The sequence below is a fragment of the Pseudoalteromonas sp. S1650 genome (genome assembly GCF_005887195.1).
In the GTDB taxonomy this organism is placed as follows: Bacteria; Pseudomonadota; Gammaproteobacteria; order Enterobacterales; family Alteromonadaceae; genus Pseudoalteromonas; species Pseudoalteromonas simplex.
Genome location: NZ_PNDF01000096.1, coordinates 12987 through 35874 on the forward strand (window position 1 = coordinate 12987; position 22888 = coordinate 35874).

The window sequence follows — 22888 nt, forward strand, 5'->3', positions numbered from 1 at the left end:
AGTGCTCTGATCCCTAGTCTTTAGATAGAATGATTAGATGTCTTTGCGCATCTAACTCAGGTACTTCCAAGCTGATTTTTTCATCAAACTTAATACCTTTAGGTAATGAGTCTAGTTCTTCGCTCGGAAATACGCCTTTTAAGGCGATAAATTTACCTGAATGATCAATCAAGTGCGCACACCAGTCAACCATATCTTGTAAAGAGGCGAATGCACGACTTAATACACCATCTAATTTAACACTTGGTTGATATTCTTCAACTCTAGACTGCACTGGGGTTACATTTTCAAGGCCAAGTGCATGTTTTACCTGCATCAAAAAGCGCACGCGTTTACCTAAACTATCTAACAATACAAATTGTGTATCAGGTAAAGCGATGGCTAATACGATACCCGGTAAACCAGGACCCGTACCTACATCAATGTAATGTTTGCCTTTAAGGTGTGGTGCAACAACTAAGCTATCCATAATATGTTTAACCATCATTTCTTCAGGTAAACGAACAGAGGTTAAGTTATACGCTTTGTTCCACTTGTCTAATAATTCAACATATTGCACAAGTTGTTGTTGCTGTTTTTCTGTTAGCGCAATATCAGTTTGCGCTAACAGCGAAGTTAATTGTTGTTGTAACACTGTATTCCTCACCAACTACGCAGTCTTGCGCAGTAAGCCTTGCTTTTTCAGATAGACTAATAATAGCGAAATAGCAGCAGGGGTGATACCTGAAATACGTGACGCTTGGCCAATTGTATCTGGACGACTATCAGTAAGCTTTGCGATAACCTCATTTGATAAACCAGAAACAGTTGAATAATCAAAGTCTTTTGGTAATACAGTTTGTTCATGACGTAGCTGCTTATTGATCTCATCTTGCTGACGAGCAATATAGCCTGCGTACTTAGTATGGATCTCAACTTGCTCAAGTGCAGCTTGGTTATCAAACTCAGAACCTAAACCATCGATTGCCATTAAGTCGTTATAACGAATTTCAGGACGGCGGATCAGATCTTCAAGGCTCGCTTCACGAGTCAGTGGTGTTTTTAATAATGCATTTACTTGATCAACAGCAACGTGATCTTTGTGGATCCATGTTTCTTTTAAACGTTGCGTTTCTTTTTCGATGATTTCCATTTTTTCGTTAAATGCAGCCCAACGAGCATCGTCAACTAAGCCAAGTTCACGGCCTTTTTCAGTTAAACGAATGTCGGCATTATCTTCACGAAGTAATAAACGGTATTCAGCACGGCTAGTAAACATACGGTACGGTTCTTTAGTACCTAATGTTGCTAGGTCGTCAATGAGTACACCTGTGTATGCTTCATCACGGCGTGGTGTCCAAGACTCTTTGCCTTGTACTTGTAATGCGGCGTTCATACCCGCAATTAAACCTTGTGCGCCTGCTTCTTCGTAACCGGTTGTACCATTGATTTGGCCTGCGAAGAATAAACCATTAATAAACTTAGTTTCTAATGATTGCTTTAAGTCGCGCGGATCAAAGAAGTCATACTCAATCGCATAACCAGGACGACAAATGTGTGCATTTTCAAAACCAGTGATTGATTGCACAATTTCAAGCTGTACATCAAACGGTAAGCTCGTTGAAATACCATTTGGATATAATTCGTATGATGTTAAACCTTCTGGCTCAACAAAGATTTGATGTTTGTCTTTATCAGCAAAACGTACGATCTTATCTTCGATTGAAGGGCAGTAACGTGGACCAATACCTTCAATTACACCTGAATACATAGGTGAGCGATGTAAGTTATTGCGGATCACATCATGTGTTTTTTCATTTGTATAAGTGATGTAACACGGGATCTGCTGTGGGTGATCCGATTGTTTACCCATAAATGAGAATACAGGCGTTGGGGTATCACCAGGCTGTTCTTGCATCTTGCTAAAATCAACAGTACGCGCATCAATACGAGGAGGCGTCCCTGTTTTTAAGCGATCAACACGGAAAGGTAATTCACGTAAACGCTCAGCAAGTGCAATAGAAGGTGGATCACCGGCACGACCGCCTTTGAAGTTCTCTAAACCAATATGGATCTGACCACCTAAGAAAGTACCTACGGTAAGAACCACAGAAGGCGCGCTAAAACGAAGACCCATTTGCGTTACAACACCGATTACTCGATCACCTTCAACGATTAGATCGTCACATGATTGTTGGAAGATCTTTAAGTTTTCTTGATGTTGTAAAGTATGTTGAATAGCTGCTTTATACAAAGCACGGTCAGCTTGTGCACGTGTAGCACGTACTGCAGGACCTTTAGATGAGTTTAAAGTACGAAATTGAATACCGCCTTTATCAATAGCCTGAGCCATTGCACCACCAAGAGCATCGATCTCTTTAACTAAATGGCCTTTACCAATACCGCCAATTGCCGGATTACAAGACATTTGACCAAGGGTATCCATATTATGAGTTAGCAATAGGGTATTCATGCCCATGCGAGCAGATGCTAATGCAGCTTCAGTACCTGCATGTCCACCACCTACAACAATAACATCAAAACGTTCGTGAAAAATCATTTATGGGATCCTACTTAATCGACCAGCAAAACTTTGTAAAGGGAGCGTATTCTACCTAGAAATTTAGAGAAGATAAATGATTAAACAGTGCTCAAGATCTAAGTGGGTGATCTCTAATAATATAAAGGATCTTTTAAAGAGATCTTTTATTACTCTTACTACTAGTAACGGCTAGATCTGTTGATAATGCTCGCTTTACTATTTAAAACATGATCTTAACGCAGATCTAAAGGTGTTAATATGATCGGATCTTCCCGCGTAAAAGCTTTGATCAAAAGGGCTATTTATACACAGGGCAATATCGATTGGATCTTATCCAAGGGATAAACTAGGTTAAAATCGCAGTTAGATCAGTGTTTATCCACAATCTGATCTAAATTATCAGTAAATTGTGGGTAACTTTTATAACAACGATCAATACCGATCGGCTTAATTGAGCCCTGCTGATTCGATCCAGCTTGGTAACCAGGCTAATGCCGTGTCTTCTGGCAATGCTTCATCAAGAATATTTAGCTCTAAGCGTTCTGCCACGCGGTTTGCGCCTTTATTAGCTAATAACTCATCTAGATTACGGCCTGCATAGTTATAGGTGTCGTAACTAGTGTCACCTAATCCGATCACACTGTAGTTTAATCCTTTAAGATCAGCCTGTTGGTTAATAGACTCAACAAATGGCAGTAGGTTCTCTGGGTAGTCTCCCGCGCCGTATGTAGAAGTACATAACAACCAAATAGTATCTTGCTGATCAATATCATCAAATACAGGCTGTTCATGAAGCTGCACTTGGATCCCTTGTTGTTCAAGGGCTTCTGCTAGTTGCTCTGCCACGTATTCTGCAGATCCCATTTGGCTGCCAACGATGATATTTACTGATTGCATGTGATTGATCATGTATAGAAATAAGTGGCCACATGATAACTAAGTTAGGGTGTGAGTAAAGCTTTGAATTACGATCTGAATAAGTTTTTCTGCTTAAAATGACAGCTTTAATTCAATGCTTTTTATAATCTACTGTTTTTAATGGTTTTTTATTTTTATTCATAAATCAAACCCTTTGATCAAGCTGTTAATAAATTTGGGGAAAGTTCTGATCAAGCTAAATATTGGAAACTGTATAACTTTGCTAAGTTGTTGATCTTTAATTGTGTGTAAGCGCTTAAATTTTCAGATCTGATAAAAATAGTGAGTATGATCGTTTTGTGGATAGATCGCTTGTTGATAACGATCGGTTTGCAATTTGCGATCAATAAAATAGATCGAAAAAAACTTAAATAAGCGCTAATAAAGGCTGTTTTTAAGAAAATTAGTTATCAAAAAGGGCTGTTGTATGAAAATAAATTCAAATTTTCGCGTTTTTTTATGATCAAATCAGCCTTTAGATCTAAAAAAGCCCCAAATGTGGATAACATTTTTAGCTAAATTCGATCTTAAAAGCTGTTTTGATCTGATTTTTTAGCTCGCTAAGTTAGTTTTCGATCTGAGTTAAACTGGTTTTTATCGTATTACCGACTAGATCATAGAGCGAATTACCCAATGAAAACCGTTTTGCACCACCAGCGAAAGCGGCTTTTGCTGAGTTAAAATTGCTCATTGCCATCACATTTAATGGCATATCTATTGTGTTAGCTAAGCTGGTTATGTGCTCTATGTTAGTTAAGCCGGGCACAAACAGACCGTCTGCACCTGTATCTTGATACGCTTTCGCTCGCTTTAATGTTGCTTGAAAAGGGGAGTCATTAACAAAGTAGGTATCGGTTCTGGCGTTTATAAATAAACCACCGAAGCCATTTTCGTTAAGTGCTTTTTTTATCTCACGAATAATAGTGCATTGCTGTTCGGTAGATCTCAGTGCGTTAGTGTCTTTATCTGAGTCCTCTATGTTGATGCCTACAACTCCTAACCTTGCTAACGCTAAAATGTTTTCGCTAATTTGCAGCGGATCGTTACTGTAGCCTGACTCTATATCCACAGAGAGTGGAATATGAAGGTGTTCGGTTAAGCTTTTAACCAGCGCTAACTGAGTTTGAAAAGAGATGTTTTCACCATCAGCTAACCCTAAACTTGCCGCAATTCCCCAGCTGGTTGTTGCTACGGCTTTAGCTCCCGCAGCTTGGATGAATTGTGCTGAACTAAGATCCCATGCATTAGCGAGTACAAAGCCCCCATGCTGGTGGTGTAATTGGTGAAAGAGTTGATATTTGTCCATGATGTCCTCCGTTTAATGACATCGCTAGACTAATTGATATGAGGTTTATTACTGGCTGGTTTAGGGCCTGAACCGATAATTGATTACTGGACTAAAAACAAAAAAAGAGTCTTGCGACTCTTTTTTATAATATTGATGACCGGAATTTATTTACCGATACAGAACGAACTAAAGATTTTCCCTAGCAAGTCATCAGAGGTAAATTCACCCGTTATCTCATTTAAGAACTGTTGAGTTAGGCGTAACTCTTCAGCCAAGATCTCACCAGCAATATGCATCTCTAATTGCTCTTTGCCTGTGTTTAAATGATAGGCAGCATGATCAAGTGCATCTAAGTGACGACGGCGTGCCATAAATCCACCTTCTGTGGCACCTTGGAAACCTATACATGCCTTTAAGTGAGTACGAACTAACTCTATACCCTCTGCATTTTTAGCGCTTAAACGGATCACCGGATATTGATCATGTTCATCCATACCGACATTTTCACCGGAAATATCGGCTTTATTTCGGATCACAGTAACACCCATCCCCTCTGGTAACTTGGCCATGAACTCTGGCCAAATATCATGAGGATCAGTGGCTGATGTGTCTGTGCCGTCTAACATAAATAGTACGCGATCGGCTTGGTTAATTTCATCCCATGCGCGTTCAATACCAATTTGCTCTACTTTATCTGGGCTTTCACGCAGGCCAGCGGTATCAATAATATGTAGTGGCATACCATCAATGTGAATATGTTCGCGTAATACGTCACGTGTTGTACCCGCTATTTCGGTCACGATGGCTGCATCACGGCCAGCTAACGCATTGAGTAGGCTTGATTTACCAGCGTTAGGGCGACCCGCAATAACAACACGCATACCTTCACGCATGATGCTACCTTGTTTAGCTTGCTGAGTTACATTCTCTAAGTGATCAATAATGGCATTGAGATCTGCGGATACTTTACCGTCTGATAAAAAGTCGATTTCTTCATCAGGAAAATCAATCGCAGCTTCAACATACATACGTAGGTGAATGACTTTCTCCACCAGCGTTTCAATATGTTTAGAGAATTCACCTTGCAGTGATTGGAGGGCGCTTTTTGCTGCCTGTTCACTGGTTGCATTAATTAAATCGGCAATTGCCTCTGCTTGAGTTAAATCAAGCTTATCATTCATAAATGCGCGCTCAGAGAACTCACCTGGTTTTGCTAAACGTACACCTTCAATTTGGCTAATTTCTTTTAATAGCATATCTAATACAACAGGGCCGCCGTGACCTTGTAGTTCTAGTACGTCTTCGCCGGTAAATGAATTTGGCCCTTGGAAGTAAATAGCAATACCTTGGTCAAGCTGTTCACCGCTCAAGCTTTTAAATGGTACATAGTCTGCGTAACGCGTTTTAGGACAACGGCCAATAATCTGTTCTGCCACTGTTTTAGCTAAGCTACCAGAGACGCGAATAATACCAACCCCACCACGTCCTGGTGCGGTCGCTTGTGCTGCAATTGTGTCTTGATTAATCATGCGATGAAATAATGCCAATAAAAGAATGAATGCTGGCTCTATTGTAACCTATGGCTTAATTTCATGCGAATAGCTGTTTGAGTAATGAGGTAGCAAAAGTCTGATGTAAGTAATACTTTATTTAGCTTTAATTAATAATAAACACTCATTGAAAATGATAACTATATTCATTAACATGTTGCGCATTCTAAATCTTATCGTTTTTTATTATGCGTCTTTCTGCTGTTTTTATTGCACTTGCTGCTGGTTTTTCGGGCGTTGCCCATGCTCAAACTGAAGTGACTACTTCGGATCAAAGTGATTCAAAAGAACTCGAAAAAATAGAAGTTGTTGGCCGTGCGTTTTCTTTATATCGCCCAACCGAGTCAAGCTTTGCTACTCGTACTAATACACCTTTAGAGAAAATTCCTCAGTCAATTCAAATTTTGCCGCAGGAGCTGATTAGTGATCAGGCTGCTCGCCAAATTACCGACCTTTATAGCAATATAGCTGGTGTTAATGCCTTTAGTTATTCAGGCGTGACATTCCGTGGTTTCCGCCAAGATGAGATTTTATATGATGGTGTAAAGGGCGACCCTTTCAATGGCTTTGCGGTACCGCAATTATTTAATATTGAACAAGTTGCGGTGTTAAAAGGGCCTGCTGGCGCTATATACGGTAGTGGTAATCCGGGTGGTATTATTAACTATGTAACTAAGAAGCCTAAATTCACCAGTGAACACAGTATTGAAGTTGAAGTAGGTAATGATGACTTCTTCAGTGGTGCATTAGAAAGCACTGGAACATTGAGTGAATCACTTGATAATCATGCTTACCGTGTTGGTCTTTACCGTGATACTGAAAAGCCATTCCGTGCTAATACTAGCAGCGATAATACCATTGTTGATCTTGGTTATACGTGGCTTATAAACAGTGCAACCGAATTGACCACTCAGTATACTTATATAGAGCAAGAGTTGGGTGGGGCACGTTTACGTGGTGTACCTGCTGATGATAATGGCAATTTTCTAACTGATATTAGCTGGAATCATAACGAGGCGACAGACTTTCAAAATGTTGAAGCCCATGTCTATCAGGCAACTTTAAAACATGAGTTTAATGATGTTTGGCGCACAGATGTCACAGCACGTTATTTTGATAACAAAGAAGTGCAAAACTACCATGAACCAAGAGGCCTCGTTGATACAGATGACGACGGTATTGTTGATTGGAGTCATCGTGAGTTTCGTGATCAAGTACGTGAGAACGAAGGCTTTAGCTTAACAGCTAATGCGATTGCGGAGTTTGCATTTGCTAATATGCAGCATCAAGTGCTGTTTGGTAGTGACTGGTATAAACATGATTTTGAAAGCGTTTACCGTACAGCTACGCAACAAAGTAAAGGTGGCCCAGTACCAGGACTTGATCTTAACAACCCTGAGTATGGTTTAACCTCTGCTGATGATTATGATCTTGATAGTATTACCCCACGGCTTGGCAAAACGAATAGCACCCGCTTTGGTGCCTACTTGCAAGATCAACTAGATATCACCGCTAATTGGAGTGTGACAGCTGGTTTAAGGTATGACCGCTTTGAAGATAAAGATCTGTTAAATCAAACCGAGTTTTCTGATAGCGACTTAACCTACCGTATTGGTACCAGCTATAATATTAACAATATGTTCTTCCCTTATGCGCTACATGGCACTGGCTTTGTGCCGCAAAGTGCGAGTAATCAAGAAACAGCAAAGGGCGGTCCGTTCTCGCCAGAGACTAGCCGTATTAACGAGTTAGGCTTAAGAACCAAACTATTAGCAGACACGCTTGCTGTTAATATGGCTGTGTACGATATTGTCCGCGAAAATATCCTGCAGCCTAGCTTATTAGGTGATGTTGCAGGTGACGGCGTTGATGACTTAGTTGCCGTTGGTGAAGTACAAAGTAAGGGCTTTGAACTTGAAGTGGTTGGTGACATCACTGATAGCTGGGTAGTGACTGCAAGCTACGCTTATAATGATACCCGTATTACTAAAGCCAACGACAGTATTACCAATCAAATTCCTGATAGCGATAAATTTGCTAACGCGCCGCAAAATACTCTAGGTATATGGACACGCTATGAGCTACCTAGCTTATCGTCATCTATTTCTGCAGGCTTAGATTATGTTGATGAACAGCTTAGTTTAGGCGGTCAACGTGTTAAACCTTACACTGTTTACAACATGGCGTGGCAAACAACCGTTGATAACTGGCAATGGCAGCTATCAGTTAAGAACCTATTTGATAAAGAATACGCAAGCAGTGGCTTTATCGAACGAACAGGGCACTTTCCTGGTGAACCACGTCGTGTTTATTTAAGTGCTAAATACAGCTTTTAATGGTGGCGTGTGAACGCTAAAAGTTGGTTTAACTTACATTCTTGGGCAGGACTCTTTGTTGGAGTCCTGCTTTTTGTTACCTGCGTATCGGGAACACTCGCTACGTTAAGTCATGAACTCGAGTACTTAACAGACGCTAAGTACCGTGCATTAACTTCTTCTGCCTCTACTAACTACCTAGCTATCGAAAACACCCTTAATCAGCATTATCCGCAAGCTCAATTACTTTATATCCAACGTCATAAGCAAGATTACCTTGCCATTGAAGCGGCTCTTAAAGTCGATGATTCATTTCGCTTTGTTTATTTAGATGCTGCAACGGGTCGCTTACTCGGTGAAGGAGAGTGGGCGCGGATATCGCGGTTTTTACGTAACTGGCATATGAACTTATCGATGGGCTGGACGGGTAAATTAATCGTCACCAGTTTGAGTATTTTACTCGTTATTTTATTGGTTTCGAGTTTTTATGTGTATCGGCGCTGGTGGCAAGGCTTTATGAAAAAGCCTGCTGCGCTAAGCCTTTATAAACGTAGTAGTTGGTCTGATTGGCATAAGCTGTTTGGGCTTTGGAGTTTATGGTTTATTGCTGTGATGGCCATCACAGGAGTTTGGTATCTGGTAGAACATGGGCTGCAAACCGCGAAGGTACCTCACTATGTCTCTAGTCCACCAGCTGTGAGTGAGTTTAAGGAACAAAGCCCTCGCAAAGGTCTATCGCCAATTAGTTTAGCTGCTGCTTATGAAGCCGCTCAACAGGCATTCCCTAGTCTTGATATTCGCTATATTCGTTATCCTAATAAAGCGTATCAGCCTATTGAAGTGCGTGGTTATAACGATGATATTTTATTGCGCCTGCGTGCTAACCGGGTTTATTTAAAACCAAGCTCCGGTGAAGTTCTTGGCATACAAAAAGGGGAAGAACTAAACCTGCTTCCACGCATTAAAGACACCGCTGATCCGCTGCACTTTGGTAACTTTTCAGGCATTGGTACTAAGCTTATTTGGGGGCTATTTGGTGCATTGATGAGCTTTGTAAGCGCTGCTGGCATCTATATGAGTTGGCTTAGGGTTAAGCGTAAATCAACGGCTGTAAAGTGGCTTGGTTTATCTGGGGTGGTTGCAATCGGCTTGGTGGTTGCTTCGTTACTAACAACGAGTTTGAGCTTTACTGAACGCAGTGTGCCTAATCAAGTTTATTCTCCTATTCTCGGTTAGCTTTTTTCAGGCATTAAAAAAGGCGCAGTTAGCGCCTTTTTTATTGGGTTAAGAGTTTAGCCTCTTACCTTAATACCTTTTTTCTCCATACCGCGGTAGATGATTAGCATCTGAGCGATTGAGATAAGGTTCGATACTAACCAGTAAAGTACTAGGCCAGATGGGAACCATAAGAAGAAAATAGAGAATACTACTGGCATAAAGGTCATCATTTTTTGCTGCATAGGGTCAGTAACCGTCATAGGTTGCAGCTTTTGAGTGATGAACATACTTAAACCAAATAAAACCGGTAATACGTAGTATGGGTCCATTGCTGATAAATCATTTAACCATAAAACGAATTCAGCATGACGTAGCTCAGTTGATTCTAAGAATACGTAGAATAACGCTAAGAAGATTGGCATTTGTAGTAACAGCGGGAAACAGCCACCCATAGGGTTCACTTTTTCTTTGCGGTACATTTCCATCATAGCTTGACCGAATTTTTGACGGTCATCACCATACTTCTCTTTTAGGGCAGCCATTTTAGGCTGAAGTGCACGCATCTTCGCCATTGACGTGTATTGTGCTTTAGTAAGTGGGTACATTGCCGTTTTAACGATAACCGTGATTGCAATGATAGCTAGACCCCAGTTACCTAGGATGCTGTGTAACCACTTAAGTAGTACGAATAATGGTTGTGAAATAAACCATAACCAACCGTAGTCTACAGTTAGGTCTAAGTCTGGGTGAATTGCTTCTAGTACGTCAGACTCTTTCGGGCCCATGTAATAAGTTGAGCTAAGTGTTGCTTGCGTACCAGCTTGTACGTTAACTGCTTCACCTTTAGTACCAATAATTGCCGCATTACCAGCAACTAATTTGCTGTAAAGGGTATTTTGTTGGTCTTGCTTTGGTACCCACGCACTTACAAAGTAGTGTTGGATAAATGCAATGTAGCCGCCAGCTGTCGTGATGTTAAGGTTTTTATCAGCCATGTCTGAGAAGCTGTACTTTTCGTATGGCTCTTCTTCAGTACCAAATGCTGCACCTAAATAGTTTTGATCTACTAAGCTACCTTTTTCTTGTACAGTGCGTTTTACTTGCGTGTATAACTGAACTTGAATTGGATCAGCTGTTACGTTGTTTACTGTGTACTCTAAATCTACAGCGTAGTCGCCTTTTCTGAAGATATAAGTTTTAGTAAAGGTCACACCTTTACTGTCAGTAAACTCAAGTGGTACACGTAGCTCATCACCCGTTAAAGTGAATGCTTTTTGTGTGGTTTTATAAACAGGGCGACCAGCAACAGTTGCGTCAGGACCATTTAAACCAATTAAGCCACTTTGCGAGAAGTATTGCTTACCATCGAACTCACCTAATAGCATGTAAGGTGTGTTACTGCCTTTTTCTTCTTCGTACTGAAGTAAGTCTGTTTCAATAATGTCACCACCACGGGTGTCAATTTTAACAGTGAATACATCAGTTGTTACATCGATAACTGAGCGCTTTGCTGTCGTTACAGCTGGAACTTCACCGTCAGATGATGCTGGAATAAAGTCATCAGATTCTGGTGTTGTTGCGCCTAGTGTTTGTGTTGTGGCACTTGGATCAGCCTTTGGTGCGTTGTAGTCGTTATTCCATTCTTGAAATAATAAAAACGACACAAGCATCAAGCCGATTAATAAAAACGTGCGTTGCGATTCCATAACAGCTCTTATTTCTCGTGTTGGTGGTTAATATGATTTTTTGCCGGTACGGGATCATCCCCACCAGCATGTAAAGGGTGGCATTTTAATATGCGTTTAACAGCTAACCAACTGCCTTTTACACTTCCATGCAAATTAATTGCTTGAATAGCGTAACTAGAGCAGGTTGGATTAAAACGACAATGCGGGCCTAATAGTGGGCTTATCCATTTTTGATAGCCGCGTATTAGCATGACTAAACAGCGCTTTGGAATAGCAACAAGTGGTTTAAGTAACCTCATGATGTGTCTGCCCCTGCGTTAATTTAGTCAATGGATACCATGAATTTAAATTCCCATCGTAGAATTTTAAATGCATGATTAAAAGGTGAGCTAAAGATACCTTAATTAAGCCTGTAATTCTATTGCTATCAGGCTTGTTTATTAGATTTAGCTGATTTATTCGGGCGTTTTTTAAATGGTGGTGGTTTAGGTGCACCAGGCTTGCAGCGTTCGTTAATTTTTCGCCACAATTTATTTAGTTGCTTTGTCAGCTCTTCGTTTGACTGTTCATCAATACCACTTTTAACCATAAGCACAATATCAATGTTATCTAGTTTATGTTGATTTAAACGGAAACTTTCGCGAGCAAGTCGTTTAATTCGATTACGTTGACAGGCTTTTTTAACGCGTTTTTTTGCGACCGTGAGACCTAATCGAGGATTAGTTTGGTCATTGCGTTTAGCTAATAGGGTAAAGAAAGGAGTCGCAGCGCGTGCTGGTTCATTAAAGATTCGAGAGTAATGCGAGGGAGTTAACAGACGTAACTCCCTGCTGAAGCTAAAGTCTTCCACTTATATATTAAGCAGAAAGAACTTTACGGCCTTTAGCACGACGACGAGCTAATACTTTACGGCCATTTGCTGTTGCCATACGAGCACGGAAACCGTGTGTACGTTTGCGTTTTAAAACGCTAGGTTGAAAAGTTCTTTTCATAACAATTCCATCCGATCGGTTAAGGTTAAAACATCCTATGCAGGTCGCGATCCTGGCACAGGTGCCATTGCGAGCGCGAGATATTATAGATGAAGACAACAAAAGTCAATCATTAAAACGCTGCAGAGGCCGTAATTATATAGGATCCTTTTACCTGATCATATAGGATCATCATAAATAAGAAGTTTTCCACAGCCTCTGTATAAAAAGTGAATAAAAGCTTGGGAAAAGCCAATTCGATCGTAGAATTTGATCGCGATCTGGCTGCAAATTTGTTATGATCACTGTTCGAGCTTAAAAAATAATTTTCTTAAAAATCAGTGTTTTATTCTTTTATGTTGCTGAGATCATATTTTTCATAAAAATCAATCTTGTACTTGTGGATAAAGTACCTTCATAATAGTCGGTCTGGGCCAAGAAAGTTGGTCAAAGATTAGCAATAAATGTTTGATTTTCCATCATTAAAGATGAACGGGAATAAAAATTAAATCTCTGGGAGTTTAACTGTGTATCTGTCGGTTTGGCAAAGTTGTTTATATGTATTGCAAGATGAATTGCCTTCACAGCAATTCAGTATGTGGGTAAGACCACTTCAAGCAGAAAGTACCGAAGATACGTTGACTATATATGCACCTAACCGTTTTGTTTTGGATTGGGTGAGAGAAAAGTATTTAAACCGTATTAATGAACTACTCGTTGAAATTTGTGGTGATGAAGCACCTGAATTACGTTTTGATGTTGGTAGTAAACCTATTTTAAATGCCCAAGTGGCATCAGCACCGGCTGCAGCAGAAGCTAGCGCGCCTGTTACCCAACAGACTGCCGAAAAACAACAGCCAAAACCTGAAAAAGCAGCGGTCGAACCTGCACCAAAATCAGGCTATAAATCAAACATTAAAGAAAATTACACCTTTGATAGCTTTGTTGAAGGTAAATCAAACCAATTAGCAAAAGCTGCAGCGACTCAAGTTGCAGATAACCCAGGTTCAGCATTTAACCCTGTATTTATATACGGTGGTACTGGCTTAGGTAAAACTCACTTATTACACGCTGTTGGTAACGGTATTATGGCTAATAAGCCAGACGCGAAAATTGTTTATATGCACTCAGAGCGATTTGTGCAAGACATGGTTAAAGCGCTTCAAAATAATGCCATCGAAGAATTTAAACGTTATTACCGAAGTGTTGATGCATTGATGATCGATGACATTCAATTTTTCGCTAATAAAGAACGCTCACAAGAAGAGTTCTTTCATACCTTCAACGCTTTACTTGAAGGAAATCAACAGATTATCTTAACTTCGGACCGCTATCCAAAAGAGATTGAAGGGGTTGAAGATCGCCTTAAATCACGTTTTGGTTGGGGCTTAACCATTGCTATTGAGCCGCCAGAGCTTGAAACGCGCGTTGCTATTTTGATGAAAAAAGCGCAGCAAAGTAAAATTAATTTACCTCACGAAGTTGCCTTTTTTATCGCGAAAAAATTACGCTCAAATGTGCGTGAATTAGAAGGGGCGTTAAACCGCGTTATTGCTAATGCAAACTTTACTGGTCGTCCGATTTCAATCGACTTTGTAAAAGAAGCGCTACGTGACTTACTTGCGCTGCAAGATAAACTGGTAACGATAGATAATATTCAACGCACTGTTGCTGAGTATTACCGTATTCGTGTGTCAGATTTACTCTCTAAACGTCGTAGCCGTTCAGTAGCAAGACCACGTCAAGTGGCCATGGCATTATCAAAAGAACTTACAAATCACAGTTTACCTGAGATTGGTGACGCCTTTGGCGGCCGTGATCACACAACTGTATTACACGCTTGTCGTAAAGTTAAATCACTCCGTGACGAAAGCCATGAAGTGAAAGAAGATTATCAAAACTTAATAAGAACCTTGTCATCTTAAGGCCGACTTTATTATGCAAATAACAATATCAAGAGAGCAATTTTTAAAACCTTTAGTTCAAGTGTCTGGTGCGATTGAGCGTAAGCACACTTTACCGATTTTATCGAACGTACTGTTAGTTGTTGAAAACGGACAACTTTCGATGACGGGTACTGATCTTGAAATTGAGTTAGTGGCGAGTGTGTTTGTCGGTGAAGATACCACAGATACGCAACTTACTTTACCAGCTAAAAAGTTACTCGATATTTGTAAAAGTTTACCTGATGGCTCAGACCTTACGTTAAGTAGCCAAGATCATCAGTTACTACTAACAAGTGGTAAAAGCCGTTTTTCTTTAACTACGCTGGCCGCTGAAGATTTTCCGAATCTTGAGCAGTGGGATGGTGAAGTTGAATTTCAACTAACGCGTTTAGAATTGCGTAAACTTTTAGAAAGCACGCACTTTTCTATGGCGAATCAAGATGTACGTTATTATTTAAACGGTATGTCATTTGAAGTTGATAACGCAGATATCAAAACAGTGGCTACAGATGGCCACCGTTTGGCAATTGCACAAAAGCAATTACCACAGTCTTTAAATACACAACGTCAGTTAATTATTCCACGTAAAGGTGTACAAGAAATTATGCGCCTAATGGTGGCTGATGATGAGCTAGTTACCATTCAATTTGGTGCTAACCATATTCGTATTATTGATACTGAGTTTACGTTTACCAGCAAGCTGGTGGATGGTCGTTTCCCTGACTATCGTCGTGTATTGCCACGTGGTGGTGATAAAGTGATTACTGCTAACCGTGAATGGCTTCGTAGTGCTTTCCAACGTGTGTCTATTTTATCGAATGAAAAATTCCGTGGTGTACGATTAAACCTATCTGAAGGTTTATTAAAAATTACTGCTAACAACCCTGAGCAAGAACAAGCTGAAGAGGTTGTTGAGGTAATGTACCAGGGCGGCGAACTTGAAATTGGCTTTAACGTTTCTTATGTGCTTGATGTACTTAATACATTAAAAACAGAAGATGTAACCTTTACGCTTGCAGACTCTAATAGCAGTGCGCTAATTGAAGGTGCAGGTGACGAAGAAGCTATGTACGTTGTAATGCCGATGCGCCTATAAGCTTATATGAGTTTAAGTCATTTAAGCCTCAATAATTTTCGGAATATTGAGGCGCTGACAATTGAGCCGGTTAATGGCATAAACATTATCTATGGCGAAAATGGCAGCGGAAAAACCAGCCTCCTTGAGGCGATATATTTCCTTTCTCACGGTAAATCATTTCGTACCGCCAAACATAAAAATATCATTCAGCATCAACAAGACAAGTTTGTGATTCATGGGCGCAAAGCGCTGCATGATTTGTCTATTCCGATTGGTATAAGCAAAAACCAAGCGGGTGAAACGTCTTTAAAGATTCAGGGAAAAACGAGCCGTAAAATCTCTGAATTAGCTCAACTAGTGCCGGTGCAAGTTATTACTCCAGAAAGCTATTCGTTGTTTTTTGGTGGCCCAAAAGAGCGTAGAAAATTTCTCGATTTAGGATTGTTCCACGTGGAACATGACTTTTTTTACTTGTGGCAGTCTTTTAATAAAGTACTAAAACAACGTAATGCTTTATTAAAAAGTAAACCTAGAGATTATTTTGAACAGATCAAGTTTTGGGATAAAGAATTTGTTAGACTAGCTGAACAAATAAATAATCTAAGAATCGCGTATATAAGTAGGTTTAAGCAGCAGTTTTTTGATAAAATGTGTGCAGAATTAACGCTTGTAAGCGATTTAGAAATTAACTTTCATGCGGGCTGGAAAGAGAGTGAAACGCTCTCAGAGGCGCTTGAGCAAAGCTTTGAACGTGATGCCAAACAAGGTTTCACAAGTAAAGGTCCGCATAAAGCTGATTTTAGTTTTAGTGTTTCTGGTAACAGTGTAGAAAATACCTTTTCTCGCGGTCAATTGAAGCTCTTGCTTTATGCGTTAAAAGTAACGCAAAATAGCTTAATTGAGTCAGAAACAGATAAGCAATCTATATTGCTAATAGATGACTTACCTTCAGAACTGGGTGAAGATACAAAAGAGAAAGTGGGTCAGCTTTTGACTCATTGCGATTCGCAACTTTTTATCTCATCAATTTTATCTGAAAGTATTTCTGCTGTGGTGGAACCCATGCAACGAGAACTAAAAATGTTCCACGTGAAACATGGCAACCTAATAACAAGATAAGTGGGATTAACCATGTCTGAGAATTACGATTCGTCGAGTATTAAAGTACTTAAAGGATTAGACGCAGTAAGAAAGCGTCCAGGAATGTATATAGGGGACACCGATGACGGTACAGGCCTTCACCATATGGTGTTTGAGGTTGTTGATAACTCTATCGATGAAGCCTTAGCTGGTCATTGTGATGATATTTTTGTAACGATTCACTTAGACGGTTCAGTCTCTGTAAGAGATAACGGTCGTGGTATTCCTACCTCTATTCACGAAGAAGAAGGTGTTTCTGCGGCTGAAGTTATCATGACGGTACTTCACGCTGGTGGTAAGTTTGATGATAACTCATATAAAGTATCAGGTGGCTTACACGGTGTAGGTGTTTCAGTAGTAAATGCACTATCTGAAAAGCTACAACTGACTATTCGTCGTGAAGGCAAAATTCACCAACAAACATATACTATGGGTGTACCAGATGCGCCATTAGCTATAATTGGTGACGCAACAGACACAGGTACTGAATTACGTTTCTGGCCAAGTGGTGAAACATTCAGTGACCTTAACTTCCACTACGATATCTTAGCAAAACGTTTGCGTGAGCTTTCGTTCTTAAACTCTGGTGTAAGTATTATTCTTACTGATGAGCGCGAAGAATCTAAGAATGACCACTTCAAATATGACGGTGGTATCCAAGCATTCGTAGAATATCTAAACCGTAACAAAACACCTGTACATAAAAGTGTTTTCCACTTTACCCATGAGCGTGAAGAAGACGGTATTAGTGTAGAAGTTTCAATGCAGTGGAACGATGGTTTCCAAGAAAGCATTTACTGCTTCACAAACAACATTCCACAACGTGATGGTGGTACGCACTTAGCTGGCTTTAGAGCTGCATTAACGCGTACGCTAAATAACTACATGGAAAAAGAAGGCTTTAACAAAAAAGCGAAAACAACAAGCAATGCGACGGGTGATGATGCTCGTGAAGGCTTAACTGCGGTTGTAAGTGTTAAAGTACCTGATCCTAAGTTCTCATCACAAACGAAAGACAAACTAGTATCAAGTGAAGTTAAGTCTGCTGTAGAACAAGCAATGGCAGAAAAACTAACAGAGTTCTTATTAGAAAACCCTGTTGATGCTAAAACAGTTGTTGGCAAAATTATTGATGCAGCACGAGCTCGTGAAGCAGCACGCAAAGCACGTGAAATGACACGCCGTAAAGGTGCAATGGATTTAGCTGGTTTACCAGGTAAATTGGCAGACTGCCAAGAAAAAGATCCAGCACTTTCTGAACTATACATAGTGGAGGGTGACTCTGCAGGTGGTTCAGCTAAGCAGGGTCGTAACCGTAAAAACCAAGCAATTTTGCCACTTAAAGGTAAGATTCTTAACGTTGAAAAAGCGCGCTTTGATAAGATGCTTTCTTCTCAAGAAGTAGCAACTCTAATCACTGCATTAGGCTGTGGTATTGGTCGTGATGAATATGACCCAGAAAAGCTACGTTATCATCGTATCATTATCATGACCGATGCGGACGTGGATGGTTCTCACATTCGTACCTTACTACTGACTTTCTTCTACCGTCAAATGCCAGAGATTGTAGAAAAAGGCTTTATCTATATTGCGCAACCACCACTTTATAAAGTGAAAAAAGGTAAGCAAGAACGCTACATTAAAGATGACCCAGCGCTTGTTGATTACTTAACATCATTAGCATTAAACAATGCAGCACTTTATACAAGCGAAGGTGCATCTGCACTTGAAGGTGAAGAACTAGAAAGAATAGTTCACGACTATCAAAATACAGTTAAAGTGATTGAGCGCTTAAAACGTAAATATCCAAACTCGGTTATGGAACGTTTAATTTATCAAAGCGAAATTACTGAAGCTGATTTAGCAGATGAAGCAAAAGTTAAAGAGTGGACTAACACGCTAGTTGACGACTTAATTGCACGTGATGAAGATGCAACTATCTTCCATGCGGGCACTGAGCACGATACTGAGCGCAACATGTATTATCCTGTTGTGAATATTCGTCAACATGGTGTGGATAAAGCACATGTACTAAACCATGACTTCATCACATCGCGTGACTACAAACGCATTGCAGCGACAGGCGTAAACATTGCTAACTTACTTGAAGAAGGGGCATATGTTCAACGCGGTGAGAAAACTCTTGCTGTTGATAACTTTGTGGATGCATTAGAGTGGTTAATCAATGAATCGAAACGCGGCCTTTATATCCAACGCTATAAAGGACTCGGTGAGATGAACCCTGATCAGCTTTGGGAAACCACTATGGACCCAGATGCTCGTCGTATGTTGAAAGTAACAATTGAAGATGCCGTAGCGGCAGACCAATTGTTCGCGACTCTAATGGGTGACCAAGTTGAGCCGCGTCGTGACTTCATCGAAACGAATGCGCTACGTGTAGTTAACCTAGACGTATAACGCTAAATTAAGAATTAAAAAGGAGCCTACAGGCTCCTTTTTTTATTGCTGAAAAAGCACAAACTGCTTAAAACCTTACTGCACACAAGGTATACTGAGAGCAATTTTCAGACTAAACGCACCAGATACTATAAGCCAAATATGCAAAAATATGACGTTAAAACCTTTCAAGGTTTGATCCTGGCTTTACAGGACTATTGGGCACAGCAAGGCTGTGTGATTGCTCAACCACTCGATATGGAAGTGGGAGCAGGGACATTTCATCCGTTAACTTTCTTAAAGTCAATTGGCCCAGAGCCAATGTCGAGCGCTTATGTTCAACCATGCCGCCGCCCAACTGATGGTCGCTATGGTGAAAACCCGAACCGTTTACAGCATTACTACCAATTCCAAGTAGTATTAAAGCCATCACCAGAAAACATCCAGGAGCTTTATTTAGGCTCTTTAGCTGCCGTTGGTATCGATACGCTAACTGATGAAGTTCGCTTCGTAGAAGACAACTGGGAGTCGCCTACATTAGGTGCTTGGGGTCTAGGTTGGGAAATCTGGTTAAACGGCATGGAAGTAACTCAATTTACCTACTTCCAGCAAGTAGGTGGCTTAGAGTGCTCACCAGTAACCGGTGAGATCACTTATGGTCTTGAGCGTTTAGCAATGTATATTCAGGGCGTAGATAGTATCTATGACCTAGTATGGGCAGACGGTCCTATGGGTCGTGTGACATATGGTGATGTATTCCATCAAAATGAAGTAGAGCAGTCAGCTTATAACTTCGAACAAGCGGATGTTGAGTTCTTATTTGCACAGTTCGATCACTGTGAAAAAGAAAGCGAAAAGCTAATTGAAGCAGGCTTACCATTACCAGCTTATGAGCAAGTAATGAAAGCATCACATGCGTTTAACTTATTAGACGCTCGTCACGCTATCTCAGTAACAGAACGTCAACGTTATATCTTACGTGTTCGTGCCTTATCTAAAGCATGTGCGCAAAGTTACTATGATGCCCGTGAAGCTCTTGGTTTCCCGCTTTGTAAGGATTAAGAATTAGCATGTCAGCAGAAAATTTATTAGTAGAAATTGGCACAGAAGAGTTGCCACCGAAAGCACTTCGTAAACTTGCTGAGTCGTTTGCTGAGAACTTAGCAACTGAGCTTGCAAGCTTAGAATTAAATCACCAAGGCGTTAACTGGTACGCATCACCACGTCGTTTAGGTTTACGTGTTACTGCACTTGAAGCAAAACAAAGTGACAAGGTTGTAGAAAAGCGTGGCCCTGCAGTTGCAGCCGCTTTTGATGCCGATGGTAACCCAACTAAAGCAGCAATGGGTTGGGCGCGTGGTTGTGGTATCGATGTAAGCGATGCACAAACACTAGAAACAGATAAAGGCGCTTGGTTATTACATAAAGCACAGGTTGAAGGTCAAGCAACTACATCGCTTATGAGTGATGCAGTAAACAAAGCACTTGCTAAATTACCTATCCCTAAACCAATGCGTTGGGGGGCAAATAAAACACAATTTATTCGCCCAGTGCACACAGCGACTATTTTATTTGGTAGCACGCTGATCGAAGGCGAAATACTTGGTAAGCAAGTTGGCAACCAATTACAAGGCCACCGTTTCCATCATCCAGAAAAAGTAACAATCAACCACGCTGATGATGTGTTTGATGTGCTGAAATCTGCTTACGTTGTCGCTGACTTCGAAGCGCGTAAAGCACAAATTCGCGAACAAATTGAAGCAGCAGCTAGCGCTGTAAATGCAAAAGTAGCGATGGATGAAGACTTACTTGAAGAAGTAACATCCTTGGTTGAATGGCCAGTAACGTTGACAGCAACATTCGAAGAAGCATTCTTAGATGTTCCTTCAGAAGCGCTTATCTATACCATGAAGGACGACCAAAAGTACTTCCCGTTATTAGACCAAGATGGCAACTTACTTAACAAGTTCCTATTTGTTTCTAATATTGAAAGTAAAGATCCAAGCGTGGTCATTGCCGGTAACGAAAAAGTTGTTCGTCCTCGTTTAGCTGATGCACAGTTCTTCTACGAAACCGATAAGAAGAAAACGCTAGAGAGCCGTTTAGAATCGCTAGATACCGTTTTATTCCAAAAGCAACTTGGTACGCTGAAAGATAAATCTGAGCGTATTAGTGAACTTGCCGGTTACATTGCTGAGCAATTAGGTGCCGATGCCGAGCTGGCTAAGCGAGCAGGTTTATTAAGTAAAACAGACTTAATGACCGAAATGGTTATGGAGTTTACCGACGTACAAGGTGTAATGGGTATGCATTACGCTCGTCACGACGGTGAAGCTGAAGAAGTTGCACTAGCGCAAAATGAACAATATATGCCTCGCTTCGCGGGCGATAACTTACCAACAAATGTGATCAGCTGTGCGGTCGCAATTGCTGATAAGTTTGATACGCTGGTGGGTATTTTTGGTATTGGTCAAGCGCCAAAAGGCGACAAAGACCCATTTGCACTTCGCCGTGCAGCAATTGGTGCATTACGCATCATGGTTGAAAAATCATTACCGCTAGATATCTTAGACCTTGTTGCTAAGTCACAAACGTTATTCGGTGAAAAGCTAACAAACCTAAATGTATCAACAGATGTGTTTGAGTTTATGTTAGGTCGTTTCCGCGCATGGTATCAAGATGAAGGTATCGAAGTTGATGTCATTCAAGCTGTGCTAGCTCGTCGTCCAACTAAACCAGTTGATTTCGACCGCCGTGTTAAAGCGGTAAGTCACTTCCGTACATTAGACGCAGCAGAAGCGCTTGCAGCAGCAAATAAACGTGTAAGCAATATCTTGGCTAAAAATGACATCACAACACAAGGTGATGTGAATGAGAGCCTATTAAGCGATGATGCAGAGAAAGTATTAGCATCACACGTTGCTAAGTTTGCAACTGAGCTTGCACCTTTATATGCAAATGGCGATTACCAAGAAGCATTGTCACAACTTGCGGGTATCCGTGAGAGTGTTGATAACTTCTTCGATAACGTTATGGTAATGGCAGATGACGAAGCGGTTAAACAAAACCGTTTAGCATTGTTAAGCCAACTAAGCCGTCTGTTTTTAGATATTGCTGATATTTCTGTACTTCAGAAGTAAGCAGTAGCCAATTAATAAAAGCCAGCTCAGTGCTGGCTTTTTTGTAGCATAAGGAACAGTAATGAAACGTGTAATTACTTTAGCATTAGCAGGCTTATTAACAGCCTGTTCTAGCCAAATGCAAATGCCAAGCATTGACGATATTCTGCCAAGTAAAGAGCTTGACCGTACTATGTACTTACGTGGTGATTTCACCTTGTGGGATGCGGAGCCACAGTATCAATTAGAGCAAGTTGCACCGGGCATATTCCAAACCGACGTTAAGTTTTCAACACCAGGTAAGGTTTATGAATTCAAAGTGGCGGATGCTGATTTTAGCGAAGGCTATAATTGTGGTTACAGTGATATGGACCCAGCAGGGCAATCATTGGTTCTAGGCCAAGCCGCCAATGCAGATTGTAATACCATCTACAATTATTTCAGCTTTAAACCCGCTGCAAAAGGCGTGTATGTAGTGAGCTTTGATTACCGCAATAGTAATCAACCAAAAGTGACAGTAACTCGAAAGTAAAGCTCTGTGCTGGGTAGGTTGGGTAGAGCGAAGCGAAACCCAACGCATACACTCACCTTGAAGGTTAGCTAGGGTATCTAGCTCTGCAACTGATTAGCTATCGGGTGTGTTGGATTTGCCAGCAATCACGTTGGGTTTCGTTGCTCTCAACCCAACCTATGTACTCAAACCCGCTGCAAAAGGCGTGGATTGAGGGAGCTTTGATTG

The 22888-nt window shown here is 40.8% G+C and carries 18 protein-coding genes; 9 read left to right on the plus strand and 9 right to left on the minus strand.

Going from position 1 to position 22888, the window contains the following annotated elements; genetic code table 11:
• Nucleotides 1-13: 13 nt before the first annotated feature.
• The 5 genes from rsmG to mnmE form a co-directional block, all read right to left on the minus strand.
• Nucleotides 14-634, minus strand: a complete 621-nt coding sequence (gene rsmG / locus CWB80_RS20705; RefSeq protein ID WP_054554802.1) for a 16S rRNA (guanine(527)-N(7))-methyltransferase RsmG — start codon at nucleotides 632-634, stop codon at nucleotides 14-16.
• A 15-nt stretch (nucleotides 635-649) separates the two neighbouring features.
• Nucleotides 650-2539 (minus strand): tRNA uridine-5-carboxymethylaminomethyl(34) synthesis enzyme MnmG, encoded by a 1890-nt coding sequence (mnmG, locus tag CWB80_RS20710; protein WP_054554801.1) that lies wholly within the window; start codon nucleotides 2537-2539, stop codon nucleotides 650-652.
• Between the two features lie 429 nt (nucleotides 2540-2968).
• A complete protein-coding gene (gene mioC, locus CWB80_RS20715) occupies nucleotides 2969-3418 on the minus strand; it encodes an FMN-binding protein MioC (protein WP_054554800.1) in 450 nt (149 codons plus the stop codon).
• 586 nt (nucleotides 3419-4004) lie between these two features.
• Nucleotides 4005-4745, minus strand: coding sequence for an isocitrate lyase/PEP mutase family protein (locus tag CWB80_RS20720; protein ID WP_138602142.1), 741 nt, complete (start codon nucleotides 4743-4745; stop codon nucleotides 4005-4007).
• A gap of 146 nt (nucleotides 4746-4891) precedes the next feature.
• Nucleotides 4892-6256 (minus strand): tRNA uridine-5-carboxymethylaminomethyl(34) synthesis GTPase MnmE, encoded by a 1365-nt coding sequence (gene mnmE, locus CWB80_RS20725; RefSeq protein ID WP_054554798.1) that lies wholly within the window; start codon nucleotides 6254-6256, stop codon nucleotides 4892-4894.
• A gap of 209 nt (nucleotides 6257-6465) precedes the next feature.
• Here mnmE and CWB80_RS20730 point away from each other — a divergent pair, with 209 nt between their 5' ends.
• Both CWB80_RS20730 and CWB80_RS20735 read left to right on the plus strand, forming a co-directional pair.
• A complete protein-coding gene (locus tag CWB80_RS20730; protein WP_054554797.1) occupies nucleotides 6466-8613 on the plus strand; it encodes a TonB-dependent siderophore receptor in 2148 nt (715 codons plus the stop codon).
• A 9-nt stretch (nucleotides 8614-8622) separates the two neighbouring features.
• The gene (locus CWB80_RS20735; protein ID WP_054554796.1) at nucleotides 8623-9828 is read left to right on the plus strand and encodes a PepSY-associated TM helix domain-containing protein; all 1206 of its coding nucleotides are present in this window, start codon (nucleotides 8623-8625) and stop codon (nucleotides 9826-9828) included.
• 56 nt (nucleotides 9829-9884) lie between these two features.
• On the opposite strand, the gene yidC is transcribed toward CWB80_RS20735, so the two are convergent.
• The 4 genes from yidC to rpmH form a co-directional block, all read right to left on the minus strand.
• The gene (gene yidC / locus CWB80_RS20740) at nucleotides 9885-11516 is read right to left on the minus strand and encodes a membrane protein insertase YidC (protein WP_130166141.1); all 1632 of its coding nucleotides are present in this window, start codon (nucleotides 11514-11516) and stop codon (nucleotides 9885-9887) included.
• 8 nt (nucleotides 11517-11524) lie between these two features.
• A complete protein-coding gene (yidD, locus tag CWB80_RS20745) occupies nucleotides 11525-11797 on the minus strand; it encodes a membrane protein insertion efficiency factor YidD (RefSeq protein WP_054563758.1) in 273 nt (90 codons plus the stop codon).
• 128 nt (nucleotides 11798-11925) lie between these two features.
• Nucleotides 11926-12348 (minus strand): ribonuclease P protein component, encoded by a 423-nt coding sequence (gene rnpA, locus CWB80_RS20750; protein ID WP_058583673.1) that lies wholly within the window; start codon nucleotides 12346-12348, stop codon nucleotides 11926-11928.
• Between the two features lie 7 nt (nucleotides 12349-12355).
• Nucleotides 12356-12490 (minus strand): 50S ribosomal protein L34, encoded by a 135-nt coding sequence (rpmH, locus tag CWB80_RS20755; protein ID WP_008488847.1) that lies wholly within the window; start codon nucleotides 12488-12490, stop codon nucleotides 12356-12358.
• A 506-nt stretch (nucleotides 12491-12996) separates the two neighbouring features.
• Here rpmH and dnaA point away from each other — a divergent pair.
• The 7 genes from dnaA (at nucleotide 12997) to CWB80_RS20790 (ending at nucleotide 22681) form a co-directional block, all read left to right on the plus strand.
• Nucleotides 12997-14394 carry a chromosomal replication initiator protein DnaA gene (dnaA, locus tag CWB80_RS20760; RefSeq protein ID WP_138602144.1) on the plus strand — a complete coding sequence of 466 codons (1398 nt, stop codon included), beginning with the start codon at nucleotides 12997-12999 and terminating at the stop codon, nucleotides 14392-14394.
• A 13-nt stretch (nucleotides 14395-14407) separates the two neighbouring features.
• Nucleotides 14408-15511: a DNA polymerase III subunit beta gene (gene dnaN, locus CWB80_RS20765; RefSeq protein WP_054563760.1), complete on the plus strand. Its 1104-nt coding sequence runs from the start codon at nucleotides 14408-14410 to the stop codon at nucleotides 15509-15511.
• 6 nt (nucleotides 15512-15517) lie between these two features.
• Nucleotides 15518-16612: a DNA replication/repair protein RecF gene (recF, locus tag CWB80_RS20770; protein ID WP_138602147.1), complete on the plus strand. Its 1095-nt coding sequence runs from the start codon at nucleotides 15518-15520 to the stop codon at nucleotides 16610-16612.
• A 12-nt stretch (nucleotides 16613-16624) separates the two neighbouring features.
• On the plus strand, nucleotides 16625-19051 hold the full coding sequence (gene gyrB / locus CWB80_RS20775) for a DNA topoisomerase (ATP-hydrolyzing) subunit B (RefSeq protein WP_054554790.1): 2427 nt from the start codon (nucleotides 16625-16627) through the stop codon (nucleotides 19049-19051).
• Between the two features lie 141 nt (nucleotides 19052-19192).
• A complete protein-coding gene (gene glyQ, locus CWB80_RS20780) occupies nucleotides 19193-20092 on the plus strand; it encodes a glycine--tRNA ligase subunit alpha (protein WP_054554789.1) in 900 nt (299 codons plus the stop codon).
• Between the two features lie 8 nt (nucleotides 20093-20100).
• Nucleotides 20101-22170, plus strand: coding sequence for a glycine--tRNA ligase subunit beta (gene glyS, locus CWB80_RS20785; RefSeq protein WP_055022064.1), 2070 nt, complete (start codon nucleotides 20101-20103; stop codon nucleotides 22168-22170).
• A 61-nt stretch (nucleotides 22171-22231) separates the two neighbouring features.
• Complete coding sequence (locus CWB80_RS20790; RefSeq protein ID WP_054554787.1) at nucleotides 22232-22681, plus strand: early set domain-containing protein; 450 nt, start codon at nucleotides 22232-22234, stop codon at nucleotides 22679-22681.
• The last annotated feature ends 207 nt before the right edge of the window (nucleotides 22682-22888 follow it).

What these genes read in the sequence shown, in the direction of transcription:
- mnmG (WP_054554801.1), bottom strand. Translation starts at nt 2,539, where the DNA reads ATGATTTTTCACGAACGTTTTGATGTTATTGTTGTAGGTGGTGGACAT.
- mioC (WP_054554800.1), bottom strand. Translation starts at nt 3,418, where the DNA reads ATGCAATCAGTAAATATCATCGTTGGCAGCCAAATGGGATCTGCAGAA.
- CWB80_RS20720 (WP_138602142.1), bottom strand. Translation starts at nt 4,745, where the DNA reads ATGGACAAATATCAACTCTTTCACCAATTACACCACCAGCATGGGGGC.
- mnmE (WP_054554798.1), bottom strand. Translation starts at nt 6,256, where the DNA reads ATGATTAATCAAGACACAATTGCAGCACAAGCGACCGCACCAGGACGT.
- CWB80_RS20730 (WP_054554797.1), top strand. Translation starts at nt 6,466, where the DNA reads ATGCGTCTTTCTGCTGTTTTTATTGCACTTGCTGCTGGTTTTTCGGGC.
- yidC (WP_130166141.1), bottom strand. Translation starts at nt 11,516, where the DNA reads ATGGAATCGCAACGCACGTTTTTATTAATCGGCTTGATGCTTGTGTCG.
- yidD (WP_054563758.1), bottom strand. Translation starts at nt 11,797, where the DNA reads ATGAGGTTACTTAAACCACTTGTTGCTATTCCAAAGCGCTGTTTAGTC.
- rpmH (WP_008488847.1), bottom strand. Translation starts at nt 12,490, where the DNA reads ATGAAAAGAACTTTTCAACCTAGCGTTTTAAAACGCAAACGTACACAC.
- dnaN (WP_054563760.1), top strand. Translation starts at nt 14,408, where the DNA reads ATGCAAATAACAATATCAAGAGAGCAATTTTTAAAACCTTTAGTTCAA.
- recF (WP_138602147.1), top strand. Translation starts at nt 15,518, where the DNA reads ATGAGTTTAAGTCATTTAAGCCTCAATAATTTTCGGAATATTGAGGCG.
- gyrB (WP_054554790.1), top strand. Translation starts at nt 16,625, where the DNA reads ATGTCTGAGAATTACGATTCGTCGAGTATTAAAGTACTTAAAGGATTA.
- glyQ (WP_054554789.1), top strand. Translation starts at nt 19,193, where the DNA reads ATGCAAAAATATGACGTTAAAACCTTTCAAGGTTTGATCCTGGCTTTA.
- glyS (WP_055022064.1), top strand. Translation starts at nt 20,101, where the DNA reads ATGTCAGCAGAAAATTTATTAGTAGAAATTGGCACAGAAGAGTTGCCA.
- CWB80_RS20790 (WP_054554787.1), top strand. Translation starts at nt 22,232, where the DNA reads ATGAAACGTGTAATTACTTTAGCATTAGCAGGCTTATTAACAGCCTGT.